This window comes from Mumia sp., from assembly GCF_028803055.1.
Taxonomy (GTDB): domain Bacteria; phylum Actinomycetota; class Actinomycetes; order Propionibacteriales; family Nocardioidaceae; genus Mumia.
Map to the genome: position 1 here is coordinate 260 of NZ_JARBCJ010000066.1, position 15,534 is coordinate 15,793.

The 15,534-nt window shown below is 70.4% G+C and carries 17 protein-coding genes; 9 read left to right on the plus strand and 8 right to left on the minus strand.

Annotation, left to right across the window (positions count from 1 at the left end; all coding sequences use genetic code 11):
* Nucleotides 1–115 precede the first annotated feature (115 nt).
* Together PV363_RS08320 and PV363_RS08325 are read right to left on the minus strand one after the other, a co-directional pair.
* Nucleotides 116–394, minus strand: a complete 279-nt coding sequence (locus PV363_RS08320; protein ID WP_220344329.1) for a hypothetical protein — start codon at nucleotides 392–394, stop codon at nucleotides 116–118.
* A complete protein-coding gene (locus PV363_RS08325; protein WP_220344328.1) occupies nucleotides 391–1,170 on the minus strand; it encodes a PspA/IM30 family protein in 780 nt (259 codons plus the stop codon). Before PV363_RS08325 ends, PV363_RS08320 begins: the two co-directional genes overlap by 4 nt.
* Before the next feature lie 166 nt (nucleotides 1,171–1,336).
* Here PV363_RS08325 and PV363_RS08330 point away from each other — a divergent pair, with 166 nt between their 5' ends.
* On the plus strand, nucleotides 1,337–1,912 hold the full coding sequence (locus tag PV363_RS08330; protein ID WP_220344327.1) for a DUF3043 domain-containing protein: 576 nt from the start codon (nucleotides 1,337–1,339) through the stop codon (nucleotides 1,910–1,912).
* Between the two features lie 12 nt (nucleotides 1,913–1,924).
* On the opposite strand, the gene PV363_RS08335 is transcribed toward PV363_RS08330, so the two are convergent.
* Both PV363_RS08335 and gcvT read right to left on the minus strand, forming a co-directional pair.
* Nucleotides 1,925–2,125 carry a hypothetical protein gene (locus tag PV363_RS08335; protein ID WP_220344326.1) on the minus strand — a complete coding sequence of 67 codons (201 nt, stop codon included), beginning with the start codon at nucleotides 2,123–2,125 and terminating at the stop codon, nucleotides 1,925–1,927.
* Nucleotides 2,126–2,150: 25 nt separating this feature from the next.
* A complete protein-coding gene (gcvT, locus tag PV363_RS08340) occupies nucleotides 2,151–3,242 on the minus strand; it encodes a glycine cleavage system aminomethyltransferase GcvT (RefSeq protein WP_301022101.1) in 1,092 nt (363 codons plus the stop codon).
* A gap of 40 nt (nucleotides 3,243–3,282) precedes the next feature.
* Here gcvT and PV363_RS08345 point away from each other — a divergent pair, with 40 nt between their 5' ends.
* Entirely contained in the window at nucleotides 3,283–4,803 is a 1,521-nt protein-coding gene (locus PV363_RS08345) for a leucyl aminopeptidase (RefSeq protein WP_220347018.1), read from the plus strand.
* A gap of 18 nt (nucleotides 4,804–4,821) precedes the next feature.
* On the opposite strand, the gene PV363_RS08350 is transcribed toward PV363_RS08345, so the two are convergent.
* A complete protein-coding gene (locus PV363_RS08350) occupies nucleotides 4,822–5,187 on the minus strand; it encodes a hypothetical protein (RefSeq protein WP_220344323.1) in 366 nt (121 codons plus the stop codon).
* A gap of 172 nt (nucleotides 5,188–5,359) precedes the next feature.
* On the opposite strand from PV363_RS08350, the gene lpdA reads away from it, so the two are divergent.
* From lpdA to PV363_RS08365, 3 genes are read left to right on the plus strand one after another with little or no spacing between them, the layout of a single operon-like run.
* On the plus strand, nucleotides 5,360–6,745 hold the full coding sequence (gene lpdA / locus PV363_RS08355; protein WP_301022102.1) for a dihydrolipoyl dehydrogenase: 1,386 nt from the start codon (nucleotides 5,360–5,362) through the stop codon (nucleotides 6,743–6,745).
* 21 nt (nucleotides 6,746–6,766) lie between these two features.
* Nucleotides 6,767–8,215, plus strand: coding sequence for a 2-oxoglutarate dehydrogenase, E2 component, dihydrolipoamide succinyltransferase (gene sucB / locus PV363_RS08360; RefSeq protein ID WP_301022103.1), 1,449 nt, complete (start codon nucleotides 6,767–6,769; stop codon nucleotides 8,213–8,215).
* Between the two features lie 56 nt (nucleotides 8,216–8,271).
* Nucleotides 8,272–9,168, plus strand: a complete 897-nt coding sequence (locus PV363_RS08365; RefSeq protein ID WP_301022104.1) for a TIGR01777 family oxidoreductase — start codon at nucleotides 8,272–8,274, stop codon at nucleotides 9,166–9,168.
* Between the two features lie 38 nt (nucleotides 9,169–9,206).
* Here PV363_RS08365 and PV363_RS08370 read toward each other — a convergent pair whose 3' ends face one another.
* Nucleotides 9,207–9,647, minus strand: a complete 441-nt coding sequence (locus PV363_RS08370) for a hypothetical protein (RefSeq protein ID WP_301022105.1) — start codon at nucleotides 9,645–9,647, stop codon at nucleotides 9,207–9,209.
* A gap of 100 nt (nucleotides 9,648–9,747) precedes the next feature.
* On the opposite strand from PV363_RS08370, the gene lipB reads away from it, so the two are divergent.
* From lipB to PV363_RS08385, 3 genes are read left to right on the plus strand one after another with little or no spacing between them, the layout of a single operon-like run.
* On the plus strand, nucleotides 9,748–10,467 hold the full coding sequence (gene lipB, locus PV363_RS08375; RefSeq protein ID WP_301022106.1) for a lipoyl(octanoyl) transferase LipB: 720 nt from the start codon (nucleotides 9,748–9,750) through the stop codon (nucleotides 10,465–10,467).
* 45 nt (nucleotides 10,468–10,512) lie between these two features.
* Entirely contained in the window at nucleotides 10,513–11,448 is a 936-nt protein-coding gene (lipA, locus tag PV363_RS08380; protein ID WP_301022107.1) for a lipoyl synthase, read from the plus strand.
* Nucleotides 11,449–11,486: 38 nt separating this feature from the next.
* Nucleotides 11,487–12,203 carry a DUF4191 domain-containing protein gene (locus PV363_RS08385; protein WP_301022108.1) on the plus strand — a complete coding sequence of 239 codons (717 nt, stop codon included), beginning with the start codon at nucleotides 11,487–11,489 and terminating at the stop codon, nucleotides 12,201–12,203.
* A gap of 1 nt (nucleotide 12,204) precedes the next feature.
* Here PV363_RS08385 and PV363_RS08390 read toward each other — a convergent pair whose 3' ends face one another.
* Nucleotides 12,205–12,618 carry an RDD family protein gene (locus PV363_RS08390; RefSeq protein ID WP_220344315.1) on the minus strand — a complete coding sequence of 138 codons (414 nt, stop codon included), beginning with the start codon at nucleotides 12,616–12,618 and terminating at the stop codon, nucleotides 12,205–12,207.
* A gap of 219 nt (nucleotides 12,619–12,837) precedes the next feature.
* On the opposite strand from PV363_RS08390, the gene glnA reads away from it, so the two are divergent.
* A complete protein-coding gene (gene glnA, locus PV363_RS08395; protein WP_220344314.1) occupies nucleotides 12,838–14,256 on the plus strand; it encodes a type I glutamate--ammonia ligase in 1,419 nt (472 codons plus the stop codon).
* A 152-nt stretch (nucleotides 14,257–14,408) separates the two neighbouring features.
* Here the strand turns inward: glnA and PV363_RS08400 are convergent, their stop codons facing one another.
* Nucleotides 14,409–15,464, minus strand: a complete 1,056-nt coding sequence (locus tag PV363_RS08400) for a zinc-dependent alcohol dehydrogenase family protein (protein WP_301022109.1) — start codon at nucleotides 15,462–15,464, stop codon at nucleotides 14,409–14,411.
* Between the last annotated feature and the right edge of the window lie 70 nt (nucleotides 15,465–15,534).

Genomic DNA, 15,534 nt, shown 5'->3' on the forward strand with positions numbered 1-15,534 from the left:
TTTACTACTTTTTCCCTCGCTCGCAATGCAACCGCCCCCGTGTCTATCACACCGCCGCCTGGGGCTGGGTGGTTCCCGCCTCTTTCGGCGGCAACGACCGTCGTACGCGTGGGGGTCAGCCGGGGATGAAGCCGTCGGTGCCGAGCAGCTCCTCGACCTCGCCGAGCGAGGCGTCGGAGGGGGGCAGCACGAGGTCGGACTGGACGAGCTCCTCGGCCGGCACCTCCTTGCCGATCTCGCGGACCAGGTCGAGCAGACGGTTGAGGGCGTCGCCGAACGCTTCCTCGTCGTGGGCCGCCACCGCGCTCTCCACGACGTCGTCGAGGGAGTTGAGCTGATCGAGGGCGTCGTCGGCGACGTCGAACTGGCCCTCGGACATGATCCGGACGATCACGCCTGCCCCTCCTGCTTCTTCTCCTCGGCCCCTGCCTGCGGGGCGTCGCCGCTGCCGAGGGCCGGCTTGTCCGCCCCGGTCCCCAGCTGCCGCTTCATCGCCTCGAGCTCGGAGTCGACGCTGGAGGTCGACGCCAACGCGTCGAGCTCGCGGGTGATGTCGTCGTTGGGCCCCGCGGTGACGTCCTCGAGCGCACCCGACGCGAGGAGCTCGTCCACCGCTCCCGCACGGGCCTGCATCTGCGCGGTCTTGTCCTCGGCGCGCTGGACGGCCATGCCCACGTCGCCCATCTCCTCGGAGATGCCGGAGAAGGCCTCGTTGATCCGTGTCTGCGCCTCGGCGGCGGTGTAGGTCGCCTTGATCGTCTCCTTGCGGGTCCGGAAGGACTCGACCTTGGCCTGGAGGCGCTTCGACGCGAGCGTGAGCTTCTCCTCCTCCGCCTGGAGCGAGGCGTGCTGCGTGCCGAGGTCGGCGATCTGCTGGTCCAGGCCGGACCGGCGGGTCAGCGCCTCGCGCGCCAGGTCCTCACGGTTGGCGGCGAGCGCCTTCTTGGCCTGGTCCTGGAGCTTGGTCGACTGCTGCTGGAGCTGGTTCATCTGCAGCTCGACCCGCTTGCGGCTGGTCGCGACGTCGGCCACTCCACGACGGACCTTCTGAAGCAGCTCGAGCTGCTTCTGGTAGCTGTAGTCCAGCGTCTCGCGCGGGTCTTCTGCCCGGTCGAGCGCTGAGTTGGCCTTGCTGCGGAAGATCGTGCTCATCCGCTTCATGATGCCCATCGTGGAGTCTGTCCCCTTCACAAGTCCGCTGTTCCCCCCAACCTTACGGGCAGCGACGGCTTCGCGGGAGCGGCTCCGCGCCAGGTAGGCTCGTATCATCGCCGACGCCGCACCGGCCCCGCCGTCCAGCAGGCCCGCGGCACCGACCCCGAAGACCGAGGCACCCGTGTTCCGACGCAGCAACCAGACCGACGCTCCCGCCGAGCCGACCACCGTCGAGCCCAAGCCGTACGGCAAGGGCCGGCCGACCCCGACACGCAAGGAGGCGGAGGCGGCACGCAAGGCGGCTCTCAAGTCCCCGAGCTCGCGGCGTGACCTGGCCCGGGCCGACAAGACCCGCCGCGCGGCCGAGCGGATCAAGGTGCGCGAGGCGATGAGCAGCGGGGACGACCGCTACCTGCCCCGACGCGACAAGGGTCCGGTCCGCCGACTGGTCCGCAACGTCGTCGACTCGCGCCGCAACGTCGGCGAGTACCTGATGCCGGTGCTGGTGGTCATCCTGCTGGTGAGCCTCATCCGCGCCCCGTGGGCCGTCACGGCGATCTACGCCTTGTGGCTGGTCACGATCTTCGGCACGATCATCGACTCCTTCGTGCTGGTCCGCCGGGTCAAGCGCGAGGTGCGCGCGGCGTTCCCGGAGGCGAGCACCCGCGGTCTCACGGGCTACGCGATCCTGCGGAGCACCCAGATCCGCCGGCTGCGGCTGCCCAAGCCGCAGGTCGGGCACGGCGAGTCCTACTGAGGGGCGCGCGCCTCAGGCGTGCAGGGACATCGGGCCGAACACCGCTCGACCGTCCTCCAGCAGCGTGACCTGGTCGACCCCCTGGTCGGCCAGGTCGCCGTAGAACTCCCCCACCCACGACTCCGCGTCTCCGCGGCTCGCGAACGTGCCGCCGTCGTCCTCGGGCGACACCGGAGTCCCGTCCTTCGTCTCGAACTGCCACGTCCACGCCATGGGCGGAAGCCTAGAGGGCCGCGGCTCAGCGCGTCGACGACGGCACGAACGGCGGCGCCGTCACGACGAACGCCTCCGTACGACCGCGGACGTCGACGGTGACCTCGTCGCCGAGTCCCACCGCGCGGTCGAGCAGCGCGAGCGCGACGCCCTTGCGCAGCGTGGGTGAGAACGTGCCGGAGGTGACCCTGCCGACCTCCGACCCGTCGGCGGCGACGGCCATGCCCGGTCGCGGGATCCCGCGACCGGAGGCGACCAGTCCTCGGAGCAGGGGGGAGTCCTTGGCGGCCTTCTGCGCCAGCAGCGCATCGCGGCCCCAGAACTCCGGCTTGTCCCACCCGACGGCCCACCCGAGGCGGGCCATGACCGGGGTGATCTCACGCGAGAGGTCCTGACCGTGGAGCGGGTAGCCCATCTCCGTCCGAAGCGTGTCGCGGGCGCCGAGACCGCAGGCCCGGATCGCGTACGGCTCGCCGGCCGCCATGATCGCGTCCCACGCGGCGACCGCGGCGGTGGCAGGGAGGACGATCTCGTACCCGCGCTCGCCGGTGTAGCCGGTCCGGCACACGGTGATCGCCTCGCCGCCGAGCTCGGCCTGCGCGTACGACATGTAGTCGTGCGCGACCGGCAGGCCCATCGCCTGGAGGGTCTCGTCGCTGCGCGGACCCTGGACCGCGAGCACGGCCAGGTCGTGGTGGCGGTCGGTGATCGTCACGCCGTCGGGAGCGCGTTCGACGAGCCGGCGGACCACCTCGGCGGTGTTGGCCGCGTTGGGGACGAGAAGGACGTCGTCGTCGGCGCGGAGATAGGCGATGAGGTCATCGATGACGCCTCCGTCGTCGTCGCAGCACAGCGTGTACTGCGCCTGACCGGGACCGATCCGGTCGAACGCGTTGGTGAGGCAGCGGTCCAGGTACGCCGCCGCCCCCGGGCCCTCGACCGTCGCCTTGCCGAGGTGGCTGACGTCGAAGACCCCCACCGCCTCGCGGACCGCCTTGTGCTCGGCGAGCACGCCGCCCCCGGCGTACTCCAACGGCATCTCCCATCCTCCGAACTCGGCCATCTTGGCGCCGAGCTGCAGGTGGCGGTCGTGCAACGGGGAGTGCGCAAGCGTCATGCATCAGAACCTATCCCCACCCGTCGGTAGGCTGGCCGCCATGGCCCCGAAGAACCCAGAGCCCACCCTGTCCCTCAGCTCCGCCGCCCCGACGACCACGCGAGCAGACGTCGTCGTCGTCGGTGTCGGGCCTGATCTCAAGCCGGCGGCTCCCGCCGACGAGGTCGGCAAGGCCTTCGGCAGGTCGTTCGGACCGACCCTGACTGCGCTCGGATTCAAGGGCAAGAAGGGCGACGTCGCCGTTGTCCCGACCTCCGGCGCGATCAAGGCCGGCATCGTCATCGCCGTCGGTCTCGGCGAGGAGCCGACCAGCTCCGACCTGCGCAAGGCTGCCGCCCGCGCGATCAAGGCCGTCCACAACGCCTCCACCGTCGCCGTGGCGCTCCCGACGGCCGACCCGGACGCGGTTCGCGCGGTCGCCGAGGGCGTCCTGCTGGGCGGCTACCGCTTCGACCGCTACCGCACCGGGAGCGACGCGAAGGATGCCGCCGCCGACCGGCCCAGCGCTGTCCTGGTCCTGACGCGACTGTCCCGCGACGCTGAGGCGCTCGCGTCCCTCGAGGCGGCGAAGGCGGTCGCCACCGCCGTCAACCGGACGCGCGACTGGGTCAACACGGGCCCGGGCGACCTGACCCCGGCGGCGTTCGCCGACGCGGTCACCGAAGCTGCCAAGGCCGACGGCACGGCTGGAGTGAAGGTCGCCGTGTGGGACGAGGTCCGCCTCGCCAAGGAGAGCTGCGGCGGCATCCTCGGCGTCGGTCAGGGCTCGAGCAACCCCCCGCGGCTGGTGCAGGTCACCTACAGGCCCAAGAAGCCGGTCGCGCACCTGGCGCTGGTCGGCAAGGGGATCACGTTCGACTCCGGAGGCCTCAGCCTCAAGCCGGGCGCCAGCATGATGACGATGAAGTGCGACATGGCCGGCGCCGCGTCGGTGCTGGCGGCGACGTTCGCGATCGCCTCCCTGGGTCTGCCGGTCCAGGTCACCTGCATCGCCTCCATGGCCGAGAACATGCCGAGCGGTACGGCGATGCGTCCCGGAGACGTGATCGCGATCCGTGGCGGCACCACCGTCGAGGTGCTCAACACCGACGCCGAAGGCAGGCTCGTGCTCGCCGACGGACTGGTCGTTGCGACGGAGGCCAAGCCGGACGTGCTCGTCGACGTGGCGACTCTCACCGGTGCCGCCATGGTCGCGCTCGGGCAGCAGACCGCCGCGGTGATGAGCAACGACGACGCGTTGCGCGACCAGGTCCTCGACGTCGCCGACTCCGTGGGCGAGGCCTTCTGGGCGCTGCCGATCACCGATGAGGTCACCACGCGGGTCACGAGCTCCGACGTGGCAGACCTGCGCCAGCACAACCCGAAGCCAGCGGGCGGCGCCCTCTTCGCCGCGGCGTTCCTCCAGGAGTTCGTCGGCGAGACGAGGTGGGCGCACCTGGACATCGCCGGCCCGGCCTACAACGACGGCGGCGCGTACGACGAGGTGCCCAAGGGCGGCACCGGGATGAGCGTGCGGACGCTCGTCGGGCTCGCGGAGCGCCTGGCCCGCAGCGTCGACTGACGGCGGGCGACCGGGAGGTCAGTCCCCCGCCGACTCCTCCCGGTCGCGGCGCTTGCGCTCGGCCGCGACGCGCCGGTTGTATTCACGCATGCGCTGCGGGTAGCCGACCACCGCGGCGTCGTACGTCGGCACGCGATGCTTGTTGCCGAAGTCGTGGGCCCACGACGCCGAGGGAACCCGCCGACGCGTCCACTCGCCGTCCTTGGCGACCAGCAGCAGGGTGACCTGCGAGACCGCGGTCGGTGGCTCGACGAAACCCTCGACACCCGCCCGTGACTCGATGAACTTCTCCAGGTGGGCCCGGTCGGCGGTGTCCGAGGCGCGGTCGGAGACCACGGCGCCACCACCGGTGCGGTTGCGCTTCTTGCGTCGGAAGAGCCCCATCGGGTGTGCTCCTGAGGGTCGTGAGCGGGGCGGTCCCTGCTGCTGTCTGGGTCCAGTCTGCCGTACTCACGGGTAGCGCCCCCACGTGTGCACCGTGGTGCCCGCAGTGACAGGATGAGGGGCGGCAGCAGGCGGCGAAGATCTCGTCGCCCACACCGTCTGGAGGCAATTCGTGACCCGTTCCGCCCCCCCTGACCACGATGTCGTGGTGCTCGGCGGCGGAAGCGGCGGGTACGCCACCGCACTCCGGGCCCGGCAGCTCGGCCTGAGCGTCGCCCTCGTCGAGGAGGCCAAGCTCGGCGGTACCTGCCTCCACCTGGGGTGCATCCCGACCAAGGCCATGCTGCACGCGGCCGAGGTCGCCGACGCCGCCAGGGACGCCTCCGCGTTCGGCGTCCGCGCGACCTACGACGGGGTGGACCTCGCCGCGGTCGGGGCCTACCGGGCCGGTGTCGTCGAGCGTCTCTACCGAGGTCTCCAAGGGCTCGTCCGCGGCGCCGGCATCGACGTCGTCGAAGGCACGGGACGCCTGGTCGGACCGCGGTCGGTCGCCGTCGGCGACACCGTGGTCACCGGACGCACCCTGGTCCTCGCCACCGGGTCGTACGCTCGGACGCTGCCGGGGGTCGAGATCACCGGCCGCGTCGTGACCTCCGACGGCGCGCTCGCCCTCGAGGAGCTCCCGCGTCGCGTCGTCGTCGTGGGAGGGAGCGCGATCGGCGTCGAGCTGGCATCGGTCTGGCGCTCGTTCGGTTCCGAGGTCACCGTCGTCGAGGCGCTGCCCCACCTCGTGCCGCTGGAGGACGAGACCCTCTCGGTCCACCTCGAGCGCGCGTTCCGCAAGCGAGGGATCGCGTTCCGGACCGGGACGCCGATCACCGGCGTCAAGCAGGACGACACCACCGCGTACGTGACGCTCGACGGCGGGGAGACCCTCGAGGCCGACCTCGTCCTCGTGGCCGTCGGGCGCGGCCCTCGTACGGACGGGCTCGGCCTCGCCGAGCACGGGATCACCGTCGACCGCGGCTTCGTGGTCACCGACGAGCGGCTCCGGACGTCGGTCGACGGGGTCTATGCCGTCGGTGACGTCGTCCGAGGGCTGCAGCTCGCCCACCGCGGGTTCGCCCACGGGATCTTCGTCGCCGAAGACGTCGCGGGTCGCGGACCCCGGCCGGTCGTCGACAGCGGGATCCCCCGAGTGACCTACTGCGACCCCGAGATCGCCTCGGTCGGTCTGACCGAGGCACAGGCCCGTGCCGCCCACGGAGACGACCGGGTCACGACGTACGAGTACAACCTCGCCGGCAACGGCAAGACCCAGATCCTCCGCTCGTCCGGCCTCGTCAAGGTCGTCCGCGAGGTGGACGGCCCGGTCCTCGGCGTCCACATGATCGGCGCTCGGATGGGCGAGCAGGTCGGCGAGGCATCCTTGTGGGTGAACTGGGACGCATTTCCCGAGGACGTCGCCGCTTTCGTCCACGCCCACCCCACCCAGAACGAAGCTCTCGGCGAGGCCGCGCTGGCTCTCGCCGGATCACCACTCCACGCACACGCCTGAGATCAGACAGGGGTTCTACCCATGGCAACGCCCGTCACGCTTCCAGAGCTCGGAGAGAGCGTCACCGAAGGCACCGTCACCCGGTGGCTGAAGCAGGTCGGCGACGAGGTCGCCGTCGACGAGCCGCTCCTCGAGGTCTCCACCGACAAGGTCGACACCGAGATCCCCTCCCCCGTCGCCGGGACGCTCCTGGAGATCTCCGCCGGCGAGGACGAGACCGTCGAGGTCGGCGGTCAGCTCGCCCTCATCGGGTCCGGTGACGCCGGTGGATCGTCGGCGCCCGCCGAGGAGCCGGCCGCACCCGCGGAGCCGCAGCAGGAGGAGCCTGCGCAGCAGGAGCAGCCTGCCGAGGAGCCGCAGCAGAAGACCGAGCAGCCGGCGACGGAGCAGACGCCTCAGGAGGAGCCGACCGAGGCTCCGAAGGCGCAGACCGAGTCGGACCAGCCCTCCGAGCCGTCCTCGGCACGGAGCCAGGAGCCCTCTGCCGAGACGCAGACGCCCGAGACGCAGACGGCCGGGACGGCACCGAGCGCGGTCAAGCCGGACGGGCGCCAGTACGTGACGCCGATCGTCCGCAAGCTGGCCGAGCGCGAGGGCGTCTCTCTCGACGACGTGTCCGGCACCGGCGTCGGCGGCCGTATCCGCAAGCAGGACGTCCTCGACGCCGCCGAGAAGGCACGTCAGGCCGCGGCCGCCGCCGCGACGCCTGCCGCACCCGCCGCGGGCTCGACCGGACCCGACACGTCGGGCTTGGCCGGCACGGTCAAGAAGGCCAACCGGATCCGTCAGCTGACCGCCATCAAGACCAAGGAGTCGCTCCAGGTCGCGGCCCAGCTGACCCAGGTCCACGAGGTCGACCTCACTCGCATCGCCGCCCTGCGCGCGAAGCACAAGGCGGCCTTCCTCGACCGCGAGGGCGTCAAGCTGACCTACCTGCCGTTCATCGCCAAGGCGACGGTCGAGGCCTTGAAGGCCCACCCGAACGTCAACGCGTCGTACGACGAGGAGTCGAAGGAGATCACCTACCACGCGTCGATCAACCTCGGCATCGCCGTCGACACCGAGCGTGGCCTGCTCTCGATCGTCGTCCACGACGCCGGCGACCTGAGCCTCGCCGGCCTCGCCCAGCGGATCAACGACCTCGCCACCCGCGCTCGCAGCGGTGACATCAAGCCGAACGAGCTCTCCGGCGGGACGTTCACGATCACCAACATCGGCAGCTTCGGCGGACTGTTCGACACGCCGATCCTGGTTCAGCCTCAGGCGGCGATGCTGGCGACCGGCGCCGTGGTGAAGCGCCCCGTCGTGGTCGCCGACGCCGACGGCAACGACACGATCGCGATCCGGTCGATGGCCTACCTGCCGATGACGTACGACCACCGTCTCGTCGACGGTGCCGACGCCGGACGCTTCCTGACCACGGTCAAGAAGCGCCTGGAGGAGGGCGCCTTCGAGGCCGAGCTCGGCTGACCATCGGCGCGACGACACAGCAGGACAGAAGCGCGTGCCCCGGACAGGATGGGGGCATGCGCTTCTGTCTTGCCGGCGCGTCCGGCTTCCTCGGTACGGCGCTCGGCGCGCACCTGCGCGAAGAGGGGCACGAGGTGGTCCGGCTGGTGCGGAGACCGGCACGTGGCCCGTTCGAGGCGAGCTGGGACCCCGACTCCGGTGATCTCGACCAGTCTGTGATCGATGGCGCCGACGTGGTCGTCAGCCTCTCCGGCGCTCCCATCGCGCACTGGCCGTGGACCTCCTCGTACCGGCGTGAGCTGGTCGACTCGCGAGTGAGCACGACGACCACGATCGCCACGGCGGTCGCTCGAGCGCCTCGCCCTCCCGTCCTGCTCTCCGGCAGCGGCATCAACGCGTACGGGGAGGACCGTGCTGACACGCTCCTCGTCGAGGGCACGCCGCGAGGACCGGGCTTCCTCGCCGACGTGGTCGAGGCGTGGGAGGCCGCAGCCGCTCCGGCGGTCGATGCCGGCGCACGGGTGTGCTTCCTTCGTACGGCGCCCGTCCTCGACGGGTCCGGCGGGTTGCTCAAGGTCATCTCGCTGCCGTTCCGCCTCGGCGTGGGCGGCCGACTGGGGTCGGGCGAGCAGTACTTTCCGGTGATCAGCCTGCGCGACTGGGTGGGCGCGGTGTCGTTCCTCGCCGAGGACGAGGACGCCTCCGGGCCCTACAACCTCGTCGCCCCCGAGCCGTCGACCAACGCGGAGTTCACGAAGGCGCTCGCCGGTGCGCTCCACCGGCCGTCGTTGCTGCCCGTGCCGTCACCGGCGATGCGTATCGCGCTCGGCGGACTGTCGGCGCTCGCTCTCGGCTCGCTGCGCGCGGCCCCGCGCCGACTCGAGGAGGACGGCTACGCGTTCGCCGACCACGACATCGGTGAGGTCGTCGCGGCGGCGCTCGGCTCGACGTAGGGCTAGCGCCGGGCTCCGCGACACGGACGACACCGACGTCAGCCGGCCAGCCGGTGGACCGTCGCGATGCGCCAGCCCACCGACGTCCGTACGAGCACGATGCGGCGGTCGGTCGCGCCGTCCCTCGGCAAGGGACGCCAGGAGCCGCCCGGGCGACGCACTCGGACCGGCTCGAGCCGGTCCACCACCCGGAGCACGGCTCGCGTCCCGGTCGCGCTCTCCACCCCGAAGCCCAGCAGCTCGAACCGGACGTCGTCGATCTCGAGCCCTCGCGCGGCGTAGTCCCGTACGAGACGCTCGTCGTCGGCCCGCTGCGCGCTGCCGGGCGCGTACACGTCGTCGAGCAGGCTCGGGTCAGCGCGGACGAACGCGGCCGACCGGCCGTCGTCGAGCACCGCCAGGCGATCCATCCACGTGGCACTCTGCGCGACGGGCCCCGCGATCGCCATCGCCGCGCACATCATGCTGACCGGATCCATCGCGCCAGCATTCCGCACTCGGCCCCGTCCCCGCGGCGGTCGTCCACAGGGCGTGCGGTGACCGCTCGGGGCAGTGCACGACCCGCGTTAGGGTGAGGTCGTGAGCGCGCTGGAGGTCCGCAGGATCGGGCTCGGGTCCGACGAGACCGACTACGAGGAGATGTGGGCGCTGCAGCGTGAGCTGCACGCAGCGCGCGTCGCCGACCGGCGCAGTGACGTCGTCCTGTTCCTTGAGCACTCCCCCGTCTTCACCGCCGGCAAGCGCACCGAGGGCTGGGAGCGGCCTCGCGACGGCAGCAAGGTCGTCGACATCGACCGTGGCGGCAACATCACCTTCCACGGCCCCGGGCAGCTGGTCGGATACCCGATCGTCAAGCTCCCCCCGCACGTCCTCGTCGTCGACTACGTCCGGCGGGTCGAGGAGGCGATGATCCGGACCGTCGCCGATCTGGGTGTGACCTGCGGACGGGTCGAGGGGCGCTCCGGCGTCTGGGTCGCGGCCGACGACCGCGGCCCCGAGCGCAAGCTCGGCCAGATCGGCATCCGCGTCGCGGGTGGCGTCACGATGCACGGTCTCGCTCTCAACGCGTGCGTCGACATGGACTGGTTCGCCAAGATCGTCCCGTGCGGCATCGCCGACGCGGGCGTCACCTCGCTCAGCCTCGAGCTCGACCGTACGGTCAGCACCACCGAGGTCGCGGACGCCCTCGAGCCCCACCTGCGTGATCTGCTCGCCTGGGAGCCGTACGCGGCCAGCCCTGATCTCGCGCACGCGGCTCCGGCTGCCACCGTCTCGTACGGCCTCTCTCCGCACCTCTGACGGCCCTCCCCGTGTGATCACCCGCAGGCACGTAGGGTGAAGGACGTGACGATCGCACCCGAAGGACGCAAGCTGCTCCGTCTCGAGGCCCGCAACGCCGAGACACCGATCGAGAAGAAGCCCGAGTGGATCAAGACCCGGGCCAAGACGGGTCCGGAATACACCGAGCTCAAAAAGCTCGTGAAGTCCGAAGGCCTTCACACCGTCTGCCAGGAGGCGGGCTGCCCCAACATCTACGAGTGCTGGGAAGACCGCGAGGCCACCTTCCTCATCGGGGGTGAGCAGTGCACCCGGCGCTGCGACTTCTGCCAGATCGACACCGGCAAGCCCGAGGCTCTCGACCGTGACGAGCCCCGCCGGGTCGCCGAGAGCGTCCGGACGATGGGCCTCCGTTACGCCACGATCACAGGGGTCGCCCGCGACGACCTGCCCGACGGCGGCGCCTGGCTGTACGCCGAGACCGTCCGCAAGATCCACGAGCTCAACCCGGACACCGGCGTCGAGAACCTGATCCCGGACTTCAACGGCAAGCCGGAGCTGCTCGAGGAGGTCTTCTCCTCGCGTCCGGAGGTGCTCGCCCACAACGTGGAGACGGTGCCGCGGATCTTCAAGCGCATCCGGCCGGCGTTCCGCTACGAGCGGTCGCTGGACGTGATCACGCAGGCCCGCGCGTACGGGCTGGTCACGAAGTCCAACCTGATCCTCGGGATGGGCGAGACCCGCGAGGAGATCTCGCAGGCGATGCGCGACCTGCACGACGCAGGCTGCGAGCTGCTCACCATCACGCAGTACCTCCGTCCTTCGGTCCGCCACCACCCGGTGGAGCGGTGGGTCAAGCCGGAGGAGTTCGTGGAGCTCGGCTCCGAGGCCGAGGAGATCGGTTTCGCGGGCGTCCTGTCCGGTCCCCTGGTCCGCTCCTCGTACCGCGCCGGACGGCTCTACAAGCAGGCGATCGAGGCGCGCACGACCGCGACGGCCTGAGGCCCCAGGGCGGTCGGCGACCGCGTACCCTGGGAGGCATGTCCACACCTGACTCGCCGCCGCAGGGTCGCCTCGCGCAGATCCGGTCCGCCTACACGATCACCAAGCGCTCCGACAAGACGATCGGTCTCAGGCTCCTCGCCTGGTTCCTGGTCGTCGGTGGTGCCGTGTTCGCGCTCGGCTGGTTCCTCGGTGGCAGGGGCAGCCTCCTCGGCATCATCCTGGTCTCTCTGCTCTCGGTGCTGACCGGTGTGCTCGCCGCGCTCATCGTCTTCGGGCGTCGCGCTGAGAAGGCGGCGTACGCGCAGGTGGAGGGCCAGGTCGGCGCCGCCGCCGGTGCGCTCGGGATGCTCAAGCGCGGCTGGAAGGTCGACCAGGCCGTGGCCTTCACCAAGAGCCAGGACGTCGTGCACCGCGTCGTCGGTCCGCCGGGGATCGTGCTCGTCGGCGAGGGCAACCCCAACCGCGTCCGCAACCTGCTTGCCGTCGAGCGCAAGAAGACGGTCCGCATCGTCGGTGAGGAGGTCCCGGTGACGACCGTCGTCGTCGGCCGCGACACCGACAAGGGCGAGGTTCCGCTCCCCAAGCTGGTCACCTCGATCCGCAAGTCCAAGCGCGCCCTGAAGCCGGCCCAGATCACCCCGGTGCTCAACAAGCTCAAGGCGCTCGACGCGATGCGGCCGCAGGCGCCCCTTCCCCGCGGCCCGATCCCGACCAGCGGCAAGGGCGCCCGTCGGATGATGCAGGGCCGCTGACCTAGCCGGCAGGCGGCGTGCTCCGCGGCCGGATGTAGGTGATCACGGAGCGGGCGACCACGTCGTGGAGGCCGCGGCCCTCCTTGTTCTGGAGCAGCGGCGGCACCAGCAGGCAGATCATGCCGGTACGGACGAATGCCCGCAGACCGATCGGACGTCCGTCCGGCCCGACGACGCAGATGCCGACGATCCGCTTGCCGATCGAGAAGCCGAGCGTCGCATCGAGCAGCGAGACCTGCAGCCAGAACGCCAGCAGCGTCCACCAGCCGCTCAGGGAGCCGGCGCCGAACGCGGGTGAGTTGGTCACCAGCGCCGCCGTGAACAGCGCGACGAACCAGTCGATCAGCAGGGCGACGACGCGGCGGCCGAACCCGGCGACCTCCGGCATCGACATGGTGGGGATGCTCGTGGACACGTCGACAACCCTACGTGGAGGTCCCGAGCGACCTGGTCGTCACGTCGTACGTCTGGGGGCGCGTTCGCGGCCGTGATCCGCACTTCGTAACATGGCGGAAACATTCGGGTCATGGATGGGTAACTGGCTCTGCTTACGTTCGTGGAACACAGCGACGTGCCCCAGTTCGCCCCCCGCACACGACGGCCGGCCTGATCGTGCCCCGGCCGAGGAGGCTTCATGTTCTCAAACCGCGACGAGCTCTTGGCCTACATCAGGGACGAGGGCGTCAAGTTCGTCGATGTCCGTTTCACCGACCTTCCCGGCATCCAGCAGCACTTCACGGTGCCCGTGTCGTCGTTCGACGAGTCGGTGTTCGAGGACGGGCTGATGTTCGACGGCTCCTCGGTGCGCGGCTTCCAGGCGATCCACGAGTCCGACATGGCGCTCTTCCCGGACCCGGCGACCGCCTACATCGACCCGTTCCGCCCCGAGAAGACCCTCGCGCTCGAGTTCTTCGTCCACGACCCGCTGACCGGCGAGGCGTACTCGCGCGACCCGCGCAACATCGCCCGCAAGGCTGAGGCCTACCTCGCGAGCACCGGCATCGGCGACACGGCGTTCTTCGCCCCCGAGGCCGAGTTCTACGTCTTCGACAAGGCGCGCTTCGAGACGTCGGCCAACCGCGGCTTCTACGAGATCGACTCCATCGCCGGCGCCTGGAACACCGGCGCCGAGGAGGAGGCTCGCGGCTACAAGGTGCGCTACAAGGGCGGCTACTTCCCCGTCTCCCCCACCGACCACTTCGCAGACCTGCGCAACGACATGGTCCTCCACCTCGAGGACGCCGGCCTGCAGGTCGAGCGCGCGCACCACGAGGTCGGCACGGCCGGTCAGGCGGAGATCAACTACCGCTTCGACACGCTGCTCAAGGCGGCCGACGATGTCATGAAGTTCAAGTACATCATCCGCAACACCGCCTGGGCCGCCGGCAAGACGGCGACCTTCATGCCGAAGCCCATCTTCGGCGACAACGGCTCGGGCATGCACTGCCACCAGTCGATCTGGAAGGACGGCGAGCCGCTCTTCTACGACGAGGCGGGCTACGGCGGCCTCTCGGAGATGGCGCGCTACTACATCGGCGGCATCCTGAAGCACGCGCCGTCGCTGCTCGCGTTCACCAACCCGACGGTGAACTCGTACCACCGTCTGGTGCCGGGCTTCGAGGCGCCGATCGCCCTCGTCTACAGCTCGCGCAACCGCTCGGCGTGCGTGCGCATCCCGATCACGGGCTCGAACCCGAAGGCCAAGCGCATCGAGTTCCGCTGCCCCGACCCGTCGGCGAACCCGTACCTCGCGTTCTCCGCCCTGCTGCTCGCCGGCATCGACGGCATCAAGAACAAGATCGAGCCGCCGGAGCCGATCGACAAGAACATCTACGAGCTGCCGCCGGACGAGTACAACCAGATCGAGTCGGTGCCGACCTCGCTCGACGCCGTGCTCGACTCGCTCGAGGCCGACCACGAGTTCCTCACCCAGGGCGACGTCTTCACGCCGGACCTGATCGAGACGTGGATCGAGTACAAGCGCGAGAACGAGATCCTGCCGATCCAGCAGCGTCCGCACCCGCACGAGTTCGAGCTCTACTACGACATCTGATCCGCGTGGCCTGACGGCCGCCTGACAGGTGCCTGACGGCCCCTGACCTGTGAAGACGCCCTCCCACGTCTTCCAGCGTCAGGGGCCGTTCTTCGTGGATCTGCTGCCCTGCCGTGAGCCCCGGACGCCGGGGCCTGCAGCTCCCGCGTGACTCAGCGGGAGATCACGACCTTCAGCGCCTTGGTCTCCGCGGCGCGGCCGAAGGTGTCGTAGGCGTCCATCATCTCGTCGAGCTTGAAGTGATGGGTCGCGAACTTCTCGGCCGCCAGCTTGTGCTGGGCGACCAGCTTCAGCAGCATCGGCGTGGTCGAGGTGCTGACCAGGCCCATCGTGATCGCGATGTCCATGATCCACAGGTCCTGCAGCTGCAGCTCCACCGGCGCTCCGTGCACGCCCACGTTGGCGATGGTTCCACCGGGCCGGATGATCGTGGTGCAGGCGTCGAACGTCGCCGGGATGCCCACGGCCTCGATCGCCACGTCCACGCCAAGCCCGTCCGTCATCGCGAGCACCTGCTCTCGCCAGTCGGGGTCGCCGCTGTTGACGACGTCGGTCGCCCCGAAGCTCAGCGCCTGCTGCAGCCGGTTGGCGTCGAGATCCAGCGCGATGATCCGGGCCGCGCCGTACAGGGTGGCGGTCATCATCGCGGCCAGGCCGATCGGCCCGGAGCCGACCACGGCGACCACGTCGCCAGGCTTCACGTGGCCGTACCTGACGCCGATCTCGAACGAGGTCGGGAGGATGTCGGACAACATGACTGCGGCCTCGTCGCTGACGCCCTCGGGCAGCTTGTAGACGGAGTTGTCCGCGAACGGCACACGGACCAGCTCCGCCTGGGTGCCGTCGATGAGGTGACCGAAGATCCAGCCGATGCCGCTGGCGCCCTCGTCGGCCAGACAGTGCGCGTAGAGGCCCTGGTGACAGTACGAGCAGGCGCCGCAGGCGCTGATGCACGAGAGCAGCACCCGGTCGCCGACGGCCACCGTGGAGACCGCGGAGCCCACCTCGGTGACGGTGCCGATCCCCTCGTGACCGAGGATCCGGCCTTCCGTGACCGCCGGCACGTCGCCCTTGAGGATGTGCAGGTCCGTGCCGCAGATCGTGGTCGTATCGATCCGCACGATGACGTCGGTCGGTTGCTGGATCCGCGGATCGGGAACGTCCTCCCAAGCCTTGCTGCCGGGGCCGTGGTAGACCAGTGCCTTCATTTCTCCTCCTGAGATGTGTCGGCCGCCTGGTGCGGCCGCGAGTGCGGGGGTTCATCGTGCGGAGTGCGAG